The organism is Corallococcus sp. BB11-1 (assembly GCF_026626625.1).
Lineage (GTDB): Bacteria > Myxococcota > Myxococcia > Myxococcales > Myxococcaceae > Corallococcus > Corallococcus soli.
This window is the reverse complement of record NZ_JAPNJY010000013.1, coordinates 265646-285134: the sequence shown is the minus strand read 5'-3', so window position 1 is coordinate 285134 and position 19489 is coordinate 265646. Positions and strand designations below refer to the sequence as shown.

The 19489-nt window shown below is 70.6% G+C and carries 19 protein-coding genes; 5 read left to right on the top strand and 14 right to left on the bottom strand.

The genetic code is table 11. The features are described 5' to 3' along the window. The first annotated feature begins 523 nt into the window (after positions 1–523). Complete coding sequence (locus OV207_RS12760; RefSeq protein WP_015350409.1) at positions 524–727, top strand: TIGR04563 family protein; 204 nt, start codon at positions 524–526, stop codon at positions 725–727. Between the two features lie 8 nt (positions 728–735). After that, a complete protein-coding gene (locus tag OV207_RS12755; RefSeq protein WP_193348445.1) occupies positions 736–1017 on the top strand; it encodes a TIGR04563 family protein in 282 nt (93 codons plus the stop codon). A gap of 58 nt (positions 1018–1075) precedes the next feature. Here the strand turns inward: OV207_RS12755 and OV207_RS12750 are convergent, their stop codons facing one another. Together OV207_RS12750 and OV207_RS12745 are read right to left on the bottom strand one after the other, a co-directional pair. Beyond that, entirely contained in the window at positions 1076–1906 is an 831-nt protein-coding gene (locus OV207_RS12750) for a 5'-nucleotidase C-terminal domain-containing protein (RefSeq protein WP_267555326.1), read from the bottom strand. Then, the gene (locus OV207_RS12745; RefSeq protein WP_267555325.1) at positions 1906–5034 is read right to left on the bottom strand and encodes a TonB-dependent receptor plug domain-containing protein; all 3129 of its coding nucleotides are present in this window, start codon (positions 5032–5034) and stop codon (positions 1906–1908) included. The genes OV207_RS12750 and OV207_RS12745 overlap by 1 nt, the downstream gene beginning before the upstream one ends. A 112-nt stretch (positions 5035–5146) precedes the next feature. Between OV207_RS12745 and OV207_RS12740 the strand changes: the two genes are divergently transcribed. Both OV207_RS12740 and OV207_RS12735 read left to right on the top strand, forming a co-directional pair. Continuing rightward, positions 5147–6706: a ChaN family lipoprotein gene (locus OV207_RS12740; protein ID WP_267555323.1), complete on the top strand. Its 1560-nt coding sequence runs from the start codon at positions 5147–5149 to the stop codon at positions 6704–6706. 80 nt (positions 6707–6786) lie between these two features. Next, on the top strand, positions 6787–8367 hold the full coding sequence (locus tag OV207_RS12735) for an acyl-CoA carboxylase subunit beta (protein ID WP_267555321.1): 1581 nt from the start codon (positions 6787–6789) through the stop codon (positions 8365–8367). Positions 8368–8438: 71 nt separating this feature from the next. Here OV207_RS12735 and OV207_RS12730 read toward each other — a convergent pair whose 3' ends face one another. From OV207_RS12730 to OV207_RS12700, 7 genes are all read right to left on the bottom strand, one after another. After that, positions 8439–8834, bottom strand: a complete 396-nt coding sequence (locus OV207_RS12730) for a LysM peptidoglycan-binding domain-containing protein (RefSeq protein WP_267555319.1) — start codon at positions 8832–8834, stop codon at positions 8439–8441. 146 nt (positions 8835–8980) lie between these two features. After that, the gene (locus OV207_RS12725; protein ID WP_267555317.1) at positions 8981–9922 is read right to left on the bottom strand and encodes a hypothetical protein; all 942 of its coding nucleotides are present in this window, start codon (positions 9920–9922) and stop codon (positions 8981–8983) included. A gap of 79 nt (positions 9923–10001) precedes the next feature. Continuing rightward, a complete protein-coding gene (locus OV207_RS12720; RefSeq protein ID WP_267555315.1) occupies positions 10002–10394 on the bottom strand; it encodes a hypothetical protein in 393 nt (130 codons plus the stop codon). Between the two features lie 127 nt (positions 10395–10521). Further along, positions 10522–11073 carry a hypothetical protein gene (locus OV207_RS12715; protein WP_267555313.1) on the bottom strand — a complete coding sequence of 184 codons (552 nt, stop codon included), beginning with the start codon at positions 11071–11073 and terminating at the stop codon, positions 10522–10524. Positions 11074–11163: 90 nt separating this feature from the next. Continuing rightward, positions 11164–11958, bottom strand: coding sequence for a class I SAM-dependent methyltransferase (locus OV207_RS12710; RefSeq protein ID WP_267555311.1), 795 nt, complete (start codon positions 11956–11958; stop codon positions 11164–11166). Next, entirely contained in the window at positions 11948–12724 is a 777-nt protein-coding gene (locus OV207_RS12705; protein WP_267555347.1) for an SDR family NAD(P)-dependent oxidoreductase, read from the bottom strand. Before OV207_RS12705 ends, OV207_RS12710 begins: the two co-directional genes overlap by 11 nt. Positions 12725–12961: 237 nt before the next feature. After that, positions 12962–13588: a TetR/AcrR family transcriptional regulator C-terminal domain-containing protein gene (locus tag OV207_RS12700; protein WP_267555309.1), complete on the bottom strand. Its 627-nt coding sequence runs from the start codon at positions 13586–13588 to the stop codon at positions 12962–12964. A gap of 90 nt (positions 13589–13678) precedes the next feature. Between OV207_RS12700 and OV207_RS12695 the strand changes: the two genes are divergently transcribed. Further along, positions 13679–15142, top strand: coding sequence for an FAD-dependent monooxygenase (locus tag OV207_RS12695; RefSeq protein ID WP_267555307.1), 1464 nt, complete (start codon positions 13679–13681; stop codon positions 15140–15142). Between the two features lie 66 nt (positions 15143–15208). Here the strand turns inward: OV207_RS12695 and OV207_RS12690 are convergent, their stop codons facing one another. From OV207_RS12690 to OV207_RS12670, 5 genes are read right to left on the bottom strand one after another with little or no spacing between them, the layout of a single operon-like run. Beyond that, positions 15209–16024, bottom strand: a complete 816-nt coding sequence (locus OV207_RS12690; RefSeq protein WP_227027157.1) for a 3-keto-5-aminohexanoate cleavage protein — start codon at positions 16022–16024, stop codon at positions 15209–15211. Between the two features lie 8 nt (positions 16025–16032). Further along, the gene (locus tag OV207_RS12685) at positions 16033–16419 is read right to left on the bottom strand and encodes a hotdog fold domain-containing protein (RefSeq protein WP_120535165.1); all 387 of its coding nucleotides are present in this window, start codon (positions 16417–16419) and stop codon (positions 16033–16035) included. Between the two features lie 8 nt (positions 16420–16427). Next, positions 16428–17213, bottom strand: coding sequence for an OAM dimerization domain-containing protein (locus OV207_RS12680; protein ID WP_193348432.1), 786 nt, complete (start codon positions 17211–17213; stop codon positions 16428–16430). Between the two features lie 4 nt (positions 17214–17217). Continuing rightward, entirely contained in the window at positions 17218–17697 is a 480-nt protein-coding gene (locus OV207_RS12675; RefSeq protein WP_193348431.1) for a hypothetical protein, read from the bottom strand. Continuing rightward, positions 17694–19244, bottom strand: a complete 1551-nt coding sequence (locus OV207_RS12670) for a lysine 5,6-aminomutase subunit alpha (RefSeq protein ID WP_267555305.1) — start codon at positions 19242–19244, stop codon at positions 17694–17696. The genes OV207_RS12675 and OV207_RS12670 overlap by 4 nt, the downstream gene beginning before the upstream one ends. Positions 19245–19489: the final 245 nt, after the last annotated feature.

Here is a 19489-nt window from a genome sequence, read left to right as displayed (position 1 = left end):
GCGGGCGAGCAGGGCGGCCAGCGGCGGGACTTCAGGAGAAGCACGGGGCATGGCGGCGGCGAAGGAATGCACCCACGGATGACCGGGTTACAGAGTCGCCGGTGGCAGGAAGGTGTGGGGAGCGGTTGGCATGATCCCCACAACCGGCGGTCGCGGGGCGGAAATAGAACGGCGCCCCGTGGATGTTGGTCGGACGTTCTGGACTTCATGGTGTTGGGCCTAGGGGTCCCCCCCCTCCCCCTCTGGGCCCACGGGGCCGCTTGGAGATTCGCTCCTGGCGGTCCCTCTTTCCGAAACGCCCCGGCTTCCCTCGTGGAGGCCGGGGCGTTTCCTTTTTTCCGCCCCTCCTCCTTCTTTGCCGCCTGGGCGCTCCTGGAGGGGCCGCGCAATGTCGGAAGCGGAGCGTTCAGCGTCCGCGCGCACGCACGAGTGCTCCGAAACCGTTGACCCTTCAGGGAGTCTGTCGGATAACCGCTCCGGTGTGTTCAGGTCGTCACCTCGAATCCGCCCCGGAGACCCAGGTATGGCAGGCACCGACAAGCGCAAGCAGTCGCTGTACTTCCCCGAGGAGATGCTGAAGGAGATCCAGGAGGAGGCGAACCGGCAGGACCGTTCCCTCTCATGGGTGGTGCAGCAGGCCTGGAAGATCGCCCGCGAGCGCATCAAGTCATTCCCTGCCGTCAACGACGTCACTGGCGACGAACGCCAGGACCCTCGCGAGGAGTAGCCCCGGCAATGGCCACCACGGATCATCGCAAGCAGTCGCTCTACTTCCCCGAGGAGATGCTGGAGGAGATCCAGCGTGAGGCGAACCGGCAGGACCGTTCCCTCTCGTGGATCGTCCAGCAGGCGTGGAAGGTGGCCCGCGCCGACATCCGTCGGATGCCCTCGATGAACGACGTGCTCGGCCCCCTGCCCCCGCGGCAGGTGGCCGCCGTGGCCCAGGCCCCCGCTGCCGCTCCTGCGGCGGTGGTGGCCAGCGCCCCGGCCTCCCCGGACGAGCCCTCCAAGACGTAGCGGAGGCGTCCGTCCCCTCGCCCCGGCCCTCGAGGTCCTGCTTCGTGCTGCTGGCTTTTCAGCGCGGAGCGGGTCTGGCGGGCCGGGCGCAGTTCTCGAAGATGACGCGCGGGGCCTCCTTCAGCGCCTGGACCGGGCTGGGGTACGTGTTCTTCATGTAGGCCGCCGTGAGGTTGGTGTCCGTGCCTCCCAGCCTGCGCGCCTGCACCGGGTTGCGGTCCGGGTCCTGCCCCGCGTTGCCCAGGATGCTGCCGTAGCCGTCGCCCCCCTCCAGCACGAACGCGGACATCGCCACGCGGTAGCGGATGGATTCGTCCTCGCGCGCGGGCAGGGACACCGTGCGGCCGCGCACGCGCAGCTCCTTCACGCGCTGGCCGGAGGGACGGGCGCAGTCCACGCGCAGGGTGGTGCCGTCGGACACCTGGAGGAACGCGCCCGAGGGCGACACGATGGCCTGCCCTTCCGTGGCCAGCGTCGCCACCGAGTGCTCGAAGAGGGCCACGAGCTGCTTCTCCGTGAGGTCCACCGTCACCACGAGGTTCTCGAAGAGCATCACCTCATGGAGCACGCCGTTGGAGAGCGGCCCCGAGCGCAGGGACGTGCGGGTGACGCACAGCCCCTCGTCGCGCAGCGAGCCGCCGTTGATGATGCCCAGCTCGGTGGGCTTCGCCGCGCCGTCCTCGGCGTGGAGGAAGGCGTCCGCGGCCAGCTGCCCCAGCGCGTTGTTGTCGTGCCGGGTGAAGGTCTTGTCCAGGTAGACCTCCTCGCCCACGTAGCCGACGACGGCGTCGGGGTCGTCCACCAGCGGGGCGCAGGAATCGTTGTATGCAAGACACCCGGGCAGCAGCGTGAGCCCGGCGAGCGCGGCGGCGAGGAAGCGGCGGTCCATCAGTAGAAGGCCCTCAGGGTGAGGTAGCCGGACACGCCCTCGCGCGGCAGCAGTCCGGTGAGACGGTCCGGGCGGGGCACGTCGTCGCGCAGGTCGTGGTCGAAGAGGTTCTGCGCGAAGAGCGTCACCTCGAAGTGCTCCAGGATGGGCTCGGAGCGCAGCTGCGCGGTGATGAGGCTGTAGGCGGGGATCTTGTAGCGGCGGATGAGCTCCAGCGTGGAGCGGCTGTTGTTGCGGCGCTCGGCGCCGGAGCGCACCACCACGTCCAGGTTCATCCAGTCCCCCAGGGGCATGGACACGCCGGCGTTGAAGCGCGCCTGGGGCACGTCCGTGAGCAGGCGGGACTGGCCCGGCAGCTCCAGGTCCTGCGCGCGCGACAGGCTGGCGTTCACCCACGCGGCGGCGCGCTTCGACGCCTCCAGCCGCGCCTCCGCCTCCACGCCGTACACGCGCACGCCCAGCTCGCGGTTGCGCAGCGGCACGATGTTGCCGCTGGTGTCCACCGGGGTGATGGGCGAGGAGAAGTTCTGCAGGAAGGCGTTGCCGCGCACCCGCACGCGGGTGTCACCGGCGGCCTGGATGAGGTCCGCGCCCAGCTCGAAGGTGTCCACCGTGGTGGGCTGCAGCAGGGGGTTTCCCTCGAAGCGGCCCTGGTTGTAGTCGGTGTCGGGGATGCGCTCGACCAGCTCCTGCGGCGTGGGCGGACGGAAGGCGCGGCCATAGAGGGCCTTGAGCACCAGCGCGTCCGACGCGGCGATGACCAGGCCCACGCGCGGGTTGACGCGCACCACCGTCTTGCGGCCGTCGAGCGCCCCCGCCGCGTCCACGTTGGGCAGCTGGGTGGCGTCCACGCGCAGGCCGAAGGTGAGCGTCAGCGCGGAGAGGACGGTCCACTGGTCCTGCGCGGACACGCCCAGGTTGAGGCGGCGGGAGGCCGCGCCATCCGCCAGCTCGGTCAGGTCCACCAGCCCCTCCGGGGCGGTGGGGCTGGGGCGCAAGCGGCCGTCGAGCGTGTAGTTCGTCGTGTACCCGTAGTTGGCCAGGGACTGCTGTTCGGCGACGAGGCCCAGGGTGAGGCGGTTGTCCTTCGCGAGCGCGAGGTCCGCGTCCACCGACGCCGTCACGGTGCGCACGGTGACGCGCGTCTCTTCCTGGAGGCCGTCCGGGAAGCGCTGGTCGGGGCCGTCTCCGGTGCGGAAGTCAGGGGGCGTGAGCTGGAAGAGGCGGTCGGTGGTCTGCTGATCAAACCCGAACCGCGCGCGCACCTGCCCTCCGTCGCCCAGGGGGCGGTCCCAGGTGAGGTCCGCGAGCAGCACGTCCCACGACAGCTGCGAGTCCTCGCCCACGGTGTCGAACAGGCCCACCAGGGCGTCGCGCTTCTCCGCGAGGTAGCGCGCGGAGACCCCCACGCGGCCGGCGCTGTCCAGGCCGTAGGAGATGCCTCCGCCCACGTTGACGAAGAAGCGCCCGTCGCGCGTGCGGCCCGCGGGGTCCTCGATGTTGCGCAGGCCCTGGTCCACGGACTCCGCGTCCAGCGCGTCGTGGTCGATGACGAGCGAGTCGCCCTCCTGGCTCCACAGGTCCACGTCCATGAACAGGCGCAGGTCGCCCGTGGTGTGCGCGGCGGACAGGTGCCCGTCCGTCGCGAGCGCGAGCCGACCGTCGTCGCGGGGAACCCCGCCCGTGGTGACCGCGCCGCGCACGCCGTCGGCGTGGTTCGTGACCAGGTTGACCACGCCCAGGAAGGCGCCCGCGCCGTAGATGGCGGAGCCGGGACCGCGGATGACCTCGATGCGCTCCAGGTTCTCCACCGGCAGGTTCATCAGCGCCTTGCCGTCGAAGAAGTTGTTGAGGCGGTGGCCGTCCAGGAGGAAGAGCACCTCCGCGTCGTTGCGCTGGCCCCGGATGGCGGTGCGGTGGAAGCCCTGCACGTCGCGGCTGACGGACACGCCCGGCACCACGTCCAGCACGTCCGCCACCGTGCGCGCGCCCAGCGCGATCATCTGCGCGCGGCTGAACGACGCGCCAATGGCCGGGACGGTGCGCACCGCCTCCTCCTGGAGCGTCGTCACCGCGAGCACGTCCTCCGCGCTGTAGAGCGCCAGGTCGTCGTCCATCGCCGTGGGGCCCCTGGCTCCGGCATCGCGCGACGCGGCGGTGGTGCCCGGGCGGGAGGCGCTGTCGCGGGCGTCGGCGGGGAGGTCCGCGTTGAGCGCGGCCATCGCGTCGTCCGACTCCGAAGGGCGCGAGGTCGAGGAGGAGGACCGGGAGTCCGTGCGGGTGGAGGCCTCCGGACGCGACGGGCCACGGGAGTCCGGACTGTTCGCGCGCGCCGGGGCGCGAGGGTCGGAGCTGTCAGTCCGACCCGAAGCGCGAGCGTCCGTGCCATCCCCACGACCCGAAGCGCGAGCGTCGGTGCCGTCCACACGACCCGAAGCGCGAGCATCGGGACTGTCCGTGCGACCGGGGGCTCGCGAATCGCCGCCATCGCGACCGTTCGCGGCACGCGGGTCGGAGGCCTCCGCGCGCGTCGGGGCTCGCGCATCCGAGGGCGTGCCTGTCCCCGTCCTCGAATCCACGGCACCGCCCCGCGACGGAGGCGGCGGCGGCGTCCCTGCCCTGGCCGCGGGCGCGGCGTCATCGTCATTCGCGCCCGACGGCGGCGTGAAGGCATCGATGTCCGGCGTGCTCCTGGACGTCTCAGCCCGGGAGCCCGCCCTGGACGAACCAGACGCCACCGGCGCTGGGGGCTGCTCTCCGACCTTGACGCGCGCGGGGCGAAGCGCGGACATGAACAGGGGCGTGCGCGCCCCGTCCACCATCGACGCCTCGACGTAGTACTCCACGCCGGGCGCCACCATGTGTTCGGCGGGGAGCTCCGCGCGGTACAGGTCTCCGTACTGCCGTTCCATCGGGACCTGGATGTACGGCTCACCCGGGCCGCGATAGCGGACGAAGACCTCCAGCACCTTGCCGCCGTCCACCAGCGTCGCGTCCAACTGGAGGGCCTGGCGGGCCTCCGCGCGCGGCGGCGAGGCGTGCAACAGCGCGGGCTCTTGCGCGTGGACGGGGGCCGCGACGAACACCACGGCACAGAGGATGAGCGTGCGAGGAAGAACGGTCAGCAAGATTGCCGACGATGGTCCGTTGCAGGGCCATTCGAGTCAAGCAAGCCACCCCCGTTCCCTCCCGCTGATTTTTTGCCGCCCCCGGAAGCGCGTGCGACGTTGCCTCCGCTCCATGCGCGCGTCGCTTGCCCTTCACCTCGCCCTCTTCCGCCGCCAACGCGCCCAGATTGCCCGGGTGGTGGAAGGCCGCACCGACGCCTTCCGTGCCTACGAGGCGCGCTACCGGCGTCGCACGAACACCTACCAGCGCGTCGTGCCCGTCTCGCACGTGCACCAGCGCATCGCGGCGTCGGACCTCGTCTACGTCGGCGACTACCACACGCTGCCCCTGGCCCAGCAGACGTACCTGGACCTCGCCGAGCGCGCGCTCGCGTCCGGGCGGCGCGTCGTGCTGGCGCTCGAATGCGTGGAAGGCCGTCACCAGGCCGCGCTGGACGCGTACCTCGCGGGACGCCTGCCGGAGCGCACCCTGCTGTCCCGGCTGGGCCATGGCCCCACCACGGGCTTCGGCCCGGGTGCCGGCATCCGCGCCGTGCTCGGCTTCGCGAAGCGCCACAAGCTGTCGGTGGCCGCCATCGACCGGCGCGCCCAGGGAGAACGTTCGCTCGCGCTGCGTGACGCCTTCGCCGCGGAGCGCATCGCCCGGGTGGCCCGCGCGGAGGACGTCCCGCTGGTGATGGTGCTGGTGGGCCAGTTCCACGCCGCCCCCTGCCACCTGCCCGCCCAGGTGGAGCGCGCCCTGGGAGACACCCACCCGCGCCGGGGGCTCGTCGTCTACCAGAACGCCGAAGGCCTCTGGTGGCGCCTCGCCCGCGAGGGCCGCCTGGGCGCCGCGGAGGCGGTGGAGCTGGCCGACGGCGCCCTGTGCCTGATGAACGCCTCGCCCGTCCTCTGCCAGCAGAGCTTCCTGGACTACCTGGAGGCCGAAGGCGACGACGCGCCGCTGATGGACCGCAGCGCCGCGGAGCGCTTCCGGGAGATGGCGGAGCTCATCGGTCGGCTCGCGGGCGTGCCGGTGGGCCGCGGGCTGGATTCGGTGGAGGTGACGACGGCGGCGGACGGGGACGTGCTCGCCCGCATCCGGCGGCGCGGCCGCTTCACCCAGGCGGAGGTGTCCCAGCTGCGCAAGCACCTCCTGTCGCGGGAGAGCAGCTACATCCCCCGGGCGCGCACGGCATACCTCGCGTCGCTGTCGCTCAACCACGCCGCCGAGGAGGCCGCCCACTTCGTGCGCCACTGCGCCGTGGGCGACGCCATGGACGCCCCGCGCGGCGCGTCCGAGGCCTTCTACGCCCGCTGCCTGGAGGAGGCCCTGGGCTTCTTCGGCTCCAAGCTCGTCAACCCGCGCCGCACCTGCATCAACGTGGCGGAGTGGGCCAAGCGCTTCGGCGAGGCCCGGGGCCTGGAGCGGCAGATCGCCGCCTTCGTCCTGGCCCACAAGGCCACGGAGGGTGAAGCGCCGGAGGAGGCCGTGAAGCTGCTGCCCCTGCGCCGCGACCGCCTCTTCCATGGCGTCAGCCACGCGCTCGGCTACCTGCTGGGCGACAGCCTCTACCGCGCCTTCGACTCCGGCCAGGTGGACATCGCCGACATCCGCGCCCTCTTCCGCGACCCGCTCGAAGACCCCCGGGGCGCCTACTTCGCCTGGGCCGAACGCCTGCGCACGGCCTGACCCTCCCCACTTCTCCCCTTCCTGCCGGCCCTCACCCCTGCTTTGATTGATTCTAGAATCAATCCAGGGAGTGCGCCGCCATGAAGATGACCGAACGCGTGGAGAAGCTCGCCGAGCAGCGCCAGCGCAACGAGGGCATGGGAGGTCCTGAACGCATCGAGCGTCAGCACGCGAAGGGGAAGCTCACCGCGCGCGAGCGCCTGAAGCTCCTCTTCGATCCCGGCACCTTCGAGGAGCTGGGTCTGCTCGCCGCGCACCATGGCAACCTGCCGGACGAAGAGCAGGGCCAGCCCTCCCCCGCCGACGGCGTCATCACCGGCACGGGTGAAATCGACGGCCGCCCGGTGGCCGCCGCAGTCTACGACTTCACTGTGTATGGCGGCTCCATTGGTGAGATTGGCGAGCGCAAGGTGGCGCGGCTCCGCGACATCGCGCTGAGGAGCCGCATCCCCATGGTGTGGCTGGTGGACTCGGCCGGCGCGCGGCTGGACGCGAGCGCGGGCATCGACCCCCGGCGCATCGCGAGCTTCGCGGACACCGGCTACCTCTTCCGTGAGCAGGTGGTGATGAGCGGCGTGATTCCGCAGGTCGCCGCCATGGTGGGCCCCGGCGCCGCCGGCACGGCCTACATCCCCGGCCTCGCGGACTTCCTCCCCATGGTGAAGGGCACCAGCTCGCTGGCCATTGGCGGGCCGTACCTCGTCGAGTCCACCGTGGGCGAGAAGGTCACGGAGGAGGAGCTGGGCGGCGCGAAGGTGCACAACGAGCTGTCCGGCGTCGCGGACGCGGAGTACCCGGACGACGCCACCTGCCTGGCCGCCGTGCGCGAATACCTGGGCTTCTTCCCGTCCCACTGCGAGGACAAGCCGCCGCGCCGCCCCACCAGCGACCCGTTTGATCGCCGCGACGAGGACCTGCTCAAGGTGGTGCCGGAGAGCCCGCGCCAGGCGTTCGACATGCACAAGGTCATCCTGTCGCTGGTGGATGACCGGAAGTTCTTCCCCATGAAGCCGCGCTGGGCGCGCAACCTCATCACGGGCCTGGCGCGCATTGACGGCTACCCGCTGGGCATCGTCGCGAACAACTCCATGCAGCTGGGCGGCATCCTGGACGTGAACGCGGCGGACAAGGCGGCGCGCTTCATCAACCTGTGCGACGCCTTCAACATCCCCCTGCTCTTCCTCCAGGACGTGCCCGGCTTCATGGTGGGCACCAAGGTGGAGCAGCAGGGCATCATCCGCCACGGCGCGAAGATGATGTACGCGACCGCCAGCGCCACCGTGCCCAAGTTCACCGTCGTCGTGCGCAAGGGCTACGGCGCGGGCTATTACGTGATGAACGGCCGGGCCTTCGAACCGGACCTGCTGGTCGCGTGGCCGGGCGCGGAGATCGCCGTGATGGGCCCGGAGGGCATGGTGTCCATCGCCGCGCGCAAGGTGCTCCAGAGCGCGGAGAGCCCGGAGGCCGCCGCCGCGATGAAGAAGGAGCTGGCCGAAGGCCTGCGCCCTCACATCCGCATTGAGCGCACCGCCGCGATGGCCATGGTGGACGACGTGGTGGATCCGCGCGACACGCGCCGGCTGCTCGCCCGCGCGCTCAAGCGCACCGCGAACAAGCGCGTGGAACGCCCCTTCCGCCGCCGGGAGATCTCCCCGGTGTGAAGCACCACCCCGGTGCCGACGGTCGCCTTCCGTGAAGCCGCGCGGAAGGCCACCGCCGACCTGGGGCGTGACTACGCCACGTTGACGATCGTCTTCGGCGGCAGCTTGAGCTTCTGGCCCACCTGGATCTTGTCCGGGTCCTTGAGCTGGTCCTTGTTGAGCTCGAAGATCTTCGGGTACAGCTTCGCGTCGCCGTAGATGTCGCGGGCCAGCTTGCCCAGCGTGTCGCCCGACTTCACGGTGTGGATGCCGTAGGGCTCCGCGTGGGTCACGGTCAGGTTGACCATGATCTCCTCGCTCCACTTCGGGTGCTTCGCCTTGATCTGATCCCACATGCGATCGCGGTCGAAGGCGTGGTCCACCGTGCCCTTGATAATGAGCTTGCCGCCTTCCTCACGGGTCTCGACCTTGGCGCCCACGTTCTTCGCCACGTCCAGCACGTCCTGGTAGTCGTTCTGCAAGGCCATCACGTCCTCCTGTCGGGTGTCCGTGACCGCAAGCCACGCGCCTGCGGCCACATGAGGCGCGGCACTCTAGGCACTCCCCACCCACGCCCCAGGGGGCCCAGGTGGAGGGGATGGTCGAAGCTCAACAGTGCGACGGCAGGAGGTGTTCAGAGCACCACGCCCGCGTCCCCGTCCTCCTTCGAGGGCACCAGGGACGACGGCGGCGCGAAGGTGCCATCCGAGCGCAGCTCCCGCAGGATCTCCTCGCGACTCAGGCGCACCGCGCGGATGGTGCCGTCGGGTGACAGCGCGTAGATGCAGTCCTGATCCGACGCGCCCACGAACAGGCCGCCCAGCACGGGGTAGAGCATCACCAGCGCGAGCTCCGTCTCCATGGGGCCCGGGAAGAGCACGTGCGCGTGCGCGGAGAAGGCCGGCCGCTCGCCGTCGCCATCCGGCGCGATGGACACGGGGATGAGGCCCTGGTGCAGGGGCAGCTCCTGGAGCTTCTGGCGGCCGTCCTTGCTGAAGCGGAAGCGGAAGTCGCCGCCCAGCAGGTACAGGCTCGTGTCGTCGAAGCCCTGGAGCACGTAGACGGTGATGGCGTCGTCCTCCTCTACCACGACGGGGTTCAACTGCTTGCGCCCATGCACCTGGTAGACGCGCTCGCTGGCCGCGCTCACGGCCCGCGCCACGGCGTCCATCCCCTCGGGGAGCGAGGCCACGGGGAAGTCCTCCATCTCGGCGGAGAACTCGATGGGCGCGCGGTACGCGTAGGCCGGGACGAACGTGTCCTCGGGGTCGAAGCGCCCGAAGACGGTGTACCAGGCGTTCCCGCGCGGCACCGTGAAGAACCAGTTCATCCGCGCGCGGTCCAGGTCCGGCCGCTTCAGCAGCAGAGCCGTGGCGCGGATGGCGCCCTTTTCAGAGGCGACGATGTAGCGGGCGCGCTTCTGCACGCGCAGCAGCTCTTCGTCCGACACCAGCGTGATCGGCTTCTCGGCCTCGGCCGGGGCAGCGACCTTCGCCTCCGTGGCGGGCGTCACGCCCGAGTGCGCGCGGCAGCCAGCGGCCAGGACCACCACCGCGACGAGGAGACAGCGAACCATGGGGACTCCCGGCGACAGGGGGCCCGGTCAGTCTGCGCCAACCGGTCCCCTTCGTCACGCGCCCCAGCCACCGCGAACCTCAGGCGCCCTGCTGCGTGGGCGCCAGCGCCGCCTTGATCTTCTCCTTCAGCGCGCGGCGGCGCTCCTTGAACTGCGAGCGCTGGGCTTCATCCACCTGGCCGTTGGCGGCGGCGCGGGCGGCCTTCATCTCCTCATGCAGCGCCCTGGCTTCGGCCTTGAAGCCGTCGGCCTGGGCCTGGGAGAGGCGGCCCTCGGCGACCTGCCTGTCCAGCCGCTTCTCCATGCGGCCGAACTTGTGGCCACCACCGCCGTGCTTGCCACGGTGGCCCTTCTCGCACGGGCCGGACTTCTGGGGCGCGGACTCGGGCGTGGGGGCTGTCTGCGCGAGCACGGGCACGGCGAACAGCAGCGTGGCGACGGCGGTACCGCGAAGAATGGACTTCAGCGACATGGTGGTGGACTCCAGGTTCGGGTCGGAAGCGCGACGGAAGGCAGCCGGGCAGGCCTGCTTCCGTCGCGCCTGTCCTCAAGAACCCCGGAGCCGGCGGAAGGTTAAATCCCGCTCCGGACGGCCGGGACTACTGGCAGTCCGACAGGGTGTAGGTGAAGTCCTTGCGCGGCGTCTGGCCCGGGTCCTGGTTGATGGCCGCGATGCTCAGCTCCGAGTACGACACCGTCTGCGTGCCACCGATGACCATCTGCGTCTTCTGGACGCGCGTGGTGGACAGCACCACCTTGCCCGTCGTGCCGCCAGGCTCGATGCGGAAGCAGTTCAGGATGCGCGGGTCCACCGTGGAGCGGTTGCAGCGGGTGTACTGCCCCAGCACCACGCGCTTCAGGTACGTGCAGCGGCAATCCCACGGGTCGTACGCCTCCGTCACCGTGGCCGCCTCGTAGCCCGTCGCCGTCTGCACGACCTCCAGGTACGAACCGTCCTGCGGCTGCGTGCAGCGCAGGAACGTGTCGCCCACCGCGCCCTGCTCCACCTGCGCGAGCCGAGGCTCCACGGACACCTGCGCGCCCGCCTCGATGGCGTTCAGCGGATCGCGCGCACCCGCGCCCTCACAGCCCAGACCAAGAACGGAAACGCCCGCGAGCAGCAGGGCGGAGAGATTCAGGGACCACTTCATGGGTGACTCCTACAAAGGGGGGATGTCCGGGCGGACCCGGACCCCACCCCTGTAGGCGTTTTCAGCGCCGGAGCGCAACGCACATCCGCATCACGGACGCATTGGCGGCTTCACCGCGCGCGTGGCCATGAACGTGGGCAGGTACTTGGAGAGCAGGTCCTGCTCCTCGAACGTGTCCTCGAAGAGGTGGGTGAGCACGAAGCCCGCGGCCAGCTGTCCGCCCAGTTGATCCTCCAGCGAGTGCCCCACGCACATGGGCTCGGCCTTGTCGGTGTAGCGGCGGCGCTCCTCGTCGGTGAGGCTGGTGAAGTCCGAGTACGGCATCTTGTACTTGAGCCGCAGCACGCCCTGCTCCTCCTGCGCCGGATCGAACAGGTAGCGGACCGGGTTGCAGATGCCCGCCAGGAGCGCGCCGCCGGGCCGCAGCACGCGGAAGGCCTCGCGCCACACGGGCAGGATGGCGTCCACGAAGCAGTTGGAGCACGGGTGGAAGATGAGGTCGAAGCTTCCGTCGGCGAAGGCGGACAGGTCCTTCATGTCGCCCTCCACGAGCTTCAGCGTCAGGCCCTCGCGCTCGGCCACCTGCCGGTCCTGCCCGAGCTGCGCGGGCGAGTTGTCGAACACGGTGACGCGCGCCCCCGCCGCCGCGAGCACCGGACACTGCTGACCGCCCGCGCTCGCGAGCCCCAGCACGTCCTTGCCCGCCAGCTCCCCGAACCACTCGCGCGGCACGGGCTTCGTGGGCGTGAGCACCACGCTCCAGTCGCCCTTGCGCGCGGCGGCGACGGCCTCCGGCGACACGGGCAGGGTCCACCTGTTGCCTCGGCCCACCTCGCCGTTCCACGCCTCGCGGTTGTACGTCCGCACGTCCACGTCAGCCTTCATGCAGCACCCTGCCTTCCATGCCCCCCGCCACCGTGACGACCTCTCCCGTCACGTGTCCGGAGATGCGGTCCGACGCGAGCGTCACCACCACCCGCGCCACGTCCTCTGGCTGCCCCACCTTGCGCAGCGGCATCGTCCGCGTGACGCGGCCGACGAACTTCGGATCCCCCAGCTTGTCGCGGTTGCGGTCCACCGCCGTCCAGCCGGGGCACACCACGTTGACGCGGCCCATGGGCGCGATGCGGTGCAGCTCGTTCTTCAGGCTCTTGACGAAGCCGCTCGCGAGCGCGCCCTTCGCCGCCGCGTAGTCCGTGTGGCCCGCCTCACCGAAGAGGCCCGCAGTGGAGCTGATGATGACGATGGTGCCCGTGCCGGTGGTCTCCACGTGGCGCAGGAACGCGCGGCAGCTCAGGAACACGCTGTCCAGGTTCTCCGCCAGCGTGCGGCGCCAGCGCTCCAGGGACATCTTCCACACGGGCTCATCCGGCGCGGGCCACACGCCCGTGTTGCAGACGAGCACGTCCAGCCGGCCCAGGACCTTCACCGCGGCGGGCACCAGCGCGTCCACGTCCGCCTCCACCGTGAGGTCCGCGCGCACCGACGCGCCCCCCACCTCGCGCGCGAGCGCCGCCGCCTGCTCCTGGCTCCGGTGGTAGTGCACCGCCACCTTCGCGCCCTCACCCGCGAACGCCCGCACCACCGCCGAGCCGATGCCGCCCGCGCCGCCCGTCACCAGCACACCCTTGCCTTGCAGCTCCGTGTCCATCGCCGAGGACTCCTCGTGGGCTCCCGTCAGGCCGGGAGCGATGCGCGGCATGATGCCCGAGCCGTCCGGAGCGGACAGCGGCGATGACGGGCAGGTGTCGGGGAAGGGCTGCGTGCCGGGCAGCGTGACGAACCGGGAGCATTGTTCCTGACGGAGCGCTCCACTCCGGAGCCAGCGGCCTGACGCGAAGCCCCGGGACGCGCGCTCATGGCGCGGGCCGTCAGGCCCCTCTCTTCGCTACGGAGCCGGCAGCCGTGCGCGAATCCCGGCGACGAGCAGCTCCAGGCCGAAGTCGAAGCGGCGGTCGAAGTCGCGGTCGAGGATGGCGCCCACCGCGCCGGCCGCGTGGGGGTAGCGCGCCGAGGCCAGCTCCCGCAGGGCCCCTGCCCGCTCCGCCGTCTCCGCGCCCTGCGCGGTGAACCCCTGCTCCTCGATGGTGAAGCCCAGCACGTAGTCGAGCACGGTGAACGTCGCCCAGCCCGCCTCGCGCGGCCCCAGCCCCGCCCGGCCCAGCGAGCCGATGACGGTGTCGCTGACGCGCAGCGTGTGCTCGGACACGACGAAGGTGCCGGCGTAGACGCGGGCGCCATCCCGGTGCTGGAGGAACGCGCGCCGCAGGTCCCCCGCCAGGGTGCGCACCACCGTCTCCCAGGGCGAGTCCGCCGTCAGCGTCCGCGCCACGTCCTGGATCAACGTGTCCGCCATCGCGTCCAGCAGGGCCTGCTTGCCCGGGAAGTGCCAGTAGAGCGACGGCGCCTGGATGGAGAGCGCCTTCGCCAGCAGGCGCATCGTCAGGCCCTCCAGGCCCGCCTCATCCAGCAGCGTCCACGCCGCCCGCACCACCTGCTCCCGCTGGATTCGCATGCCCCGGCCATCCCTCGCTGACTTGACAAACTAACACCGTTAGATGATCCCTAACAACGTTAGTTTAAGCCTTCGGGCAGGAGGTCGTTCATGGCGGAGGTCCTTGATGTCGCCGTGGTGGGAGGCGGTCCCACCGGGCTGCTGCTGGCGTGCGAGCTGGCGCTGGCGGGGGTGCGCGTCCAGGTGCTGGAGCGGCGCGCGGAGCCCGTGCGCGAGTCGCGGGCCCTGACGCTGCATCCGCGTTCGCTGGAGGTGCTGGCGCTGCGCGGAATGGAAGCGCGGTTCCTGGAGCGGGGACGGCCGCTGCCCACCGGGCACTTCGCGATGCTGGACACGCGCCTGGACTTCAGCGTGCTGGACACGCGCTTCCCCTACACGCTGTTCATCCCGCAGGCCGTGACGGAGGCGCTGCTGGAGGCGCGGGCCCGGGAGCTGGGCGTGGCCGTGCTCCGGGGCCATACCGTGGAGGCGCTGCGCCAGGACGAGGAGGGCGTGGAGCTGGAGGGTACGTCGGACGCAGGGGCGTTCCGGCGGCGCGCGCGCTTCGTGGTGGGAGCGGACGGCGCCCGGAGCGCGGTGCGGAGGCTGGCGGGCATCCCGTTCCCGGGGACGGAGGTGACGCGCACGGCGGTGCTGGGGGACGTGGTGCTCGGCGCGCCGCCCACGCACCCAGCCATCGGCATCGTGAACCCTCACGGTGGCGTGATGGTGGTGCCCATGGCCCCGGGCGTCCATCGCATCGTCATCAATGATCCGCTCCGGGAAGCCGCGCCGCTCCGGGAGCCCGTCACGCTGGACGAGCTGCGGGAGAGCTGCTCGCGCATCGCCGGCACGGACTTCGGGATGAAGGATCCCCGGTGGCTGTCCCGCTTCGGCAACGAGACGCGGCTCGCGGACCGGTATCGCGACGGACGCGTGCTGCTCGCGGGGGATGCCGCGCACATGCACTTTCCAGCCGGCGGCCAGGGGCTCAACGTCGGCCTCCAGGACGCGATGAACCTGGGGTGGAAGCTCGCGGCGGTGGTGAAGGACGGCGCGCCGGACGCGCTGCTGGACAGCTACTCGCGCGAGCGACGTCCCGTGGGCGATGCGCTCATCCGCAACACGCTGGCGCAGACCGCGCTCATGGGCGCCACGCAGGAGACCCTGGCCCTGCGCGCGATGATGAGCGAGCTGCTGCGGGCACCGAAGCTCAACCGGGAGTTCGCTGACGCCATCAGCGCGCTCGACGTGGGCTACCGGGCGCTGGACGTCCCGGAACCCCAGGTGGACACCCCGCTGCTGCCCGGATGGAGCGGACGCCGGCTGGTTGATCTGGAGCTCCGCCAGGACGACGGCACGGACGTGCCGCTCTACTCCGCGCTGCACCCGGGCCGGTGGCTGTCGCTGGGCCTGCGCGAGCAGCCACGCACCCCGCCCCGCTGGGAACCAGGATGGCCGTCGAACGTCATGCACCTGCGCGCGCGGGCCCCCACCGGCCGCGAGGAGCTCCAGGGGGTGGGAGGGATGTTGGTGCGGCCCGACGGCCACGTGGGCTGGGCGTGGGCAGCGTGAGCCCCTGGAAACACGAAGGCCCGGGGCGTCCACCGCACCCGGGCCGCGCGTTCACGTCGAACCGGCTCAGCCCAGGCGCAGGAGCTGCCGGGCCTGCTCGGGGGTCGCGATTTCACGACCGTGGGCACGGGCGCGCTTCGCGGCCTCCGCCACCAGCTCATGGTTGCCCTTCGCGAGCACGCCCTTGGACAGGTAGATGTTGTCCTCCAGGCCCACGCGCGCGTTGCCGCCGCGCTTCGCGGCCTCGTCCACGAACGGGAGCTGCTGGCGGCCCACGCCCGCCACCGTCCAGGTGCAGCCCTCCGGCAGCGAGGCGATCATGAAGTCCAGCACCTCCGGCCGCGCCTGCAACGTGCCCGGCACGCCCAGCACGAAGTCGAAGTGCGCCGGCAGCTCCACCAGGCCCTCCTTCGCCAGGTAGCGCGCCTCGTCGATCATCCCCACGTCGAAGCACTCCAGCTCCGGCCGCAGGCCGATGGCGCGGATGCGCTTCGCGATGTCGCGCACCAGCGGCCTGGGGTTCCAGAAAACCTCTTCCCCGAAGTTCACCGTGCCCGTCGTGAGCGTGGCCATGTCCGGCCGGTCCGCGCCGGTGAGCGTGAGCGCGCCGCAGCGCTCGTCCACGTCCATGCCCACCGCGCCGCCCGTGGACGTCTGGATGAGCACGTCTGTGCGCTTGCGGATGGCCCGGATGGCCGCGCGGAACAGCTCCGCGTCCTGGGACGGCTTGCCGTCCGCCGTGCGCACGTGCAGGTGCACCATCGCGGCGCCCGCCTCGCGGCACTTCACCGCGTCCTCCGCGATCTCCTCCGCGGTGATGGGCAGGTACGGCGTCTGCTCGCGCGTCGTCTCCGCGCCCACCATGGCCGCGGTGATCAGCATGGGCGCGCTCACTTCTGCCCCCGCTGCTTGTCCTTCGGCACCACGCACGTGCCCGTCGCGCGGCACACGACGATGGCCTCCGGCAGCACGTCCGCCGCGGAGTCGTTCACGTCCGGGCGCGGACGGATGACCTTGCGCGCCTCGAAGCGCATCTTCCGCGACGAGTTGCCCATGCTGACGATCTCACCCTCGGCCTCGATGAAGTCGCCCGCGTAGACCGGCGCCAGGAACTCCACGGCGTCATAGGCGCGGAACAGGCCCTCATCCCCGTCCGAGCGGATGCACAGCTCGGTCGCCACGTCGCCGAACAGGCCGAGCATCCTCGCCCCGTCCACCAGGTTGCCGCCGTAGTGCGCGTCATGGCTGCCCATGCGCAGCCGCAGTACCGCCTTCACGCCAGTGCTCACGTGGGTTCCCCCTGGTAGTGGGAGTCCTGGGACTCCTTGCCCTCTTTCTTCAACACCGCGTGCACGATGTAGTTCGCCACGTCGGACGGCTTCGTGCCCGCGCCGAAGCCCGCGTCGAAGCCCAGCTCCAGCGCCAGCTTGTGGTCCACGCGCGGCCCGCCCAGCAGGAGCAGCGTCTTGCCGTGGATGCCCGCCGCCTTCGCCGCGTCAATGAACTGGCGCGAGTTGTCCTTGTGCACGTCGCGCTGGGTGACGACCTGGGACACGAGGATGGCGTCCGCCTGCTTCGCCATCGAGCGCTTGATGAGGTCCTCGTTCGGCACCTGGCTGCCCAGGTTGAAGGCCTCGAAGCCCGGGTAGCGCTCCAGGCCGTAGTCGCCCGCGTAGCCCTTCATGTTCAGGATGGCGTCGATGCCCACCGTGTGCGTGTCCGTGCCGGTGCACGCGCCGAAGACGACGATGCGGCGGCCCACCTTCTCCTTGATGAGCGCGTTGAGGTCGTTGAACCCCATCTTGCGCACCACGACCTCCGGCACGTCGATCTCCGCGTAGTCCAGCGACACAGCGGAGCGCGCGTAGACGACGAAGAACGTGTACTGGTCCGCCGCGCGCTCGGCGGCCGCCACCTTCACGTCGGTGAAGCCCATCTGCTTCGTGAACTGGGCGGCGGCCTCCTTCGCCTTCTCCGACAGGGGCACCGGCAGGGTGAACGACAGCTGCACCATGCCGTCGTCGCGCCGGTCGCCGTAGGGGCGGATGATCTGCTTGCTCGGCTTCACCATCGGCTTACTTTCCCTTGGGCGGGGTGAACGTCACGCTGGTGCCCACCTTCTCGGCCACCGCGGCGAAACGGTCCTTCTTGCCCTGTTCCATGTAGAAGACCACCGACCACGTCGTCTTCCCGTTGCACCCCACGTACGTCACCGTGTCCACGTTGCCGCTGCCGTCCGGCGCCGCGTCCGTGTCCGACTTGAAGGCCGCCGGCTGACCGCCCACCTTCACCATGGTCCAGCTGGTGCCGCCGATGCTCGCGAGGATCTTCTGGCGGCAGACCTCCGCCTTCATGCCCGCGGTCTGCACCGCGCCCACGTCCACCAGGAAGTAGGCATCCCCGGAAGGCGCCAGGAACTTCTCCGAGCCCTCGGTGGTCGAGCGCGTCCACGCCGCCGGGGCCTTCAGCGACACGTTCTTCACCGACACGTTCGTCAGCGCATCCGCGGAACCGCCCGCGGCCAACATCACAGTCAGCAGGGTACTGGCGATCATGACGCCTCCAGCATTTCAAGGAACGGGTTGAAGTAATCCGGAGCCTTCGGCACCACGCCGTCCAGGCCCTTGCCACCGGTCTCCTCGCGCTTGACGTCGCCGAAGCGGCCCTTGCCGATGGCGGCCACCATGCCCTCGGCATGGCACTCGCGCAGCAGCTGCTCCGCGTTGGCGAACACCTCGCGCGCCCGGTTGGCGATCTTCCCGTCCTCGCGGACGGTGAACTCCTCGTCGATGCCGCGCGCCGCGCGGTGGATGTACGACGCGGACTTGAGCGCCACGTACCGGTCCGCGAGCAGCGGCGTGTGCATGGCCTCCGTCATCATCCCCAGCAGCTGGATGCCCTGCCGCGTCCAGATGGCCACCAGGTCCGCCATCACGTCGTACGCGTGGCTGAAGAAGATGTCCGTCTCCTTGTGCTTGGTGGGCGGCATGTACTTGAGCGGCGCGTCCGGGAAGCAGCGGCGCACCAGCATCGCCTGCGACAGCTCCAGCAGGAGCGTGTCGTCGCGGTACGGATCAATCTCGTACGAGTGCCCGATGCCCAGCTGCCAGTCCTTGAGGCCCGCGCGCTTGGCGAAGCACTCGTTGATGAACTGGCTGGCGATGACCGTGTGGGCCGCGTCGTACGCGTCCGCCGTGGTGATGTAGTTGTCCTCGCCGGTGTTGATGATGATGCCGGCCAGGGCGCAGATGCGGCGGCTGAAGTACTGGTCGATGAACGTGCGGCGCATGTTGATGTCGCGGAACAGGATTCCGTACATCGCGTCGTTGAGCAGCATGTCCAGCCGCTCGTACGCCGCGCAGAAGGCGATCTCCGACATGCACAGGCCGGACGAGTAGTTGGTGAGCTGGATGTAGCGCTTGAGCTTGCGGCTCTCGTCGTCCAGGGCCTCGCGCATCACGCGGAAGTTCTCCTGGGTGGCGTAGGTGCCGCCGTAGCCCTCCGTCGTCGCGCCGTGCGGCACGTAGTCCAGCAGCGACTGCGCCGTGGAGCGGATGACGGCGATGACGTCCGCGCCCGCCTGGGCGGCGGCCCGGGCCTGATCCACGTCGTCGTAGATGTTGCCGGTGGCGACGATGACGTACTTGTGCGGCGCGGGCGACATGGGGAACTGCTCGCGGAGCGCGTTGCGCTGGGCGATGCGCGACTTGAGCTCCGCCATCGCCTCGCGGGCTTCGGCGCGCACCTCGTCGCGCAGGTTGGCCTCCATCTCCGGCGACAGCGCGCCCATCTTGTCCGTGGGCAGCGCCGTGAGGCGCTCCACCGCCTCCAGCGGGCTCTTGGCGCCCAGCTGCAGCGCCCGGCCATACCAGTACGCGGCGCCCCGGTTGAGCACGCCCGCCGCCTTCAGCTTGTCCACCATGAGGTTGGCGAGCGGCACGCCGCGCGCCCCTGCCCCGGACAGACCGAAGAAGCGCAGCACGGTGCGCTCATTGGAGACGGTGGTGTTGTGTTGGATGAGGTCGAAGATCGGATTGACGATCTCGTCCGCCAGCTTGCGCGCCTCGGCAATCCGCGCGTCGTCGATAAACGGGCCTGACATGCGCGCACCCTACCCGAGCCCCGCCCCCTTGGGCTCAAGAACCCGGGCGCCCGCCACCTCGGGAGTGATGCCGCAGCGCGCCTCTTGAATGGCGAGAAGCAGCACGGCTTGCGGTCCTTGGACCAAGGGCGTCAACGACCGCCCCGGAAGAACGGCGCCGTCCACACCGGACTATCGGTGCTGGCCAAAACACCGCCAGGGCGGTGATTTGTCCTACCGAAATCCCGGTGAAAACACCGTCCTGA

Bases quoted from the DNA above. Each gene is read 5' to 3' on its own strand.
- OV207_RS12720 (WP_267555315.1), bottom strand. From the start codon at position 10,394: ATGTCGCTGAAGTCCATTCTTCGCGGTACCGCCGTCGCCACGCTGCTG.
- OV207_RS12705 (WP_267555347.1), bottom strand. From the start codon at position 12,724: ATGGACACGGAGCTGCAAGGCAAGGGTGTGCTGGTGACGGGCGGCGCG.
- OV207_RS12680 (WP_193348432.1), bottom strand. From the start codon at position 17,213: ATGGTGAAGCCGAGCAAGCAGATCATCCGCCCCTACGGCGACCGGCGC.
- OV207_RS12750 (WP_267555326.1), bottom strand. From the start codon at position 1,906: ATGGACCGCCGCTTCCTCGCCGCCGCGCTCGCCGGGCTCACGCTGCTG.
- OV207_RS12710 (WP_267555311.1), bottom strand. From the start codon at position 11,958: ATGAAGGCTGACGTGGACGTGCGGACGTACAACCGCGAGGCGTGGAAC.
- OV207_RS12670 (WP_267555305.1), bottom strand. From the start codon at position 19,244: ATGTCAGGCCCGTTTATCGACGACGCGCGGATTGCCGAGGCGCGCAAG.
- OV207_RS12695 (WP_267555307.1), top strand. From the start codon at position 13,679: ATGGCGGAGGTCCTTGATGTCGCCGTGGTGGGAGGCGGTCCCACCGGG.
- OV207_RS12725 (WP_267555317.1), bottom strand. From the start codon at position 9,922: ATGGTTCGCTGTCTCCTCGTCGCGGTGGTGGTCCTGGCCGCTGGCTGC.
- OV207_RS12730 (WP_267555319.1), bottom strand. From the start codon at position 8,834: ATGGCCTTGCAGAACGACTACCAGGACGTGCTGGACGTGGCGAAGAAC.
- OV207_RS12715 (WP_267555313.1), bottom strand. From the start codon at position 11,073: ATGAAGTGGTCCCTGAATCTCTCCGCCCTGCTGCTCGCGGGCGTTTCC.
- OV207_RS12690 (WP_227027157.1), bottom strand. From the start codon at position 16,024: ATGCTGATCACCGCGGCCATGGTGGGCGCGGAGACGACGCGCGAGCAG.
- OV207_RS12755 (WP_193348445.1), top strand. From the start codon at position 736: ATGGCCACCACGGATCATCGCAAGCAGTCGCTCTACTTCCCCGAGGAG.
- OV207_RS12760 (WP_015350409.1), top strand. From the start codon at position 524: ATGGCAGGCACCGACAAGCGCAAGCAGTCGCTGTACTTCCCCGAGGAG.
- OV207_RS12735 (WP_267555321.1), top strand. From the start codon at position 6,787: ATGAAGATGACCGAACGCGTGGAGAAGCTCGCCGAGCAGCGCCAGCGC.
- OV207_RS12740 (WP_267555323.1), top strand. From the start codon at position 5,147: ATGCGCGCGTCGCTTGCCCTTCACCTCGCCCTCTTCCGCCGCCAACGC.
- OV207_RS12675 (WP_193348431.1), bottom strand. From the start codon at position 17,697: ATGATCGCCAGTACCCTGCTGACTGTGATGTTGGCCGCGGGCGGTTCC.
- OV207_RS12700 (WP_267555309.1), bottom strand. From the start codon at position 13,588: ATGCGAATCCAGCGGGAGCAGGTGGTGCGGGCGGCGTGGACGCTGCTG.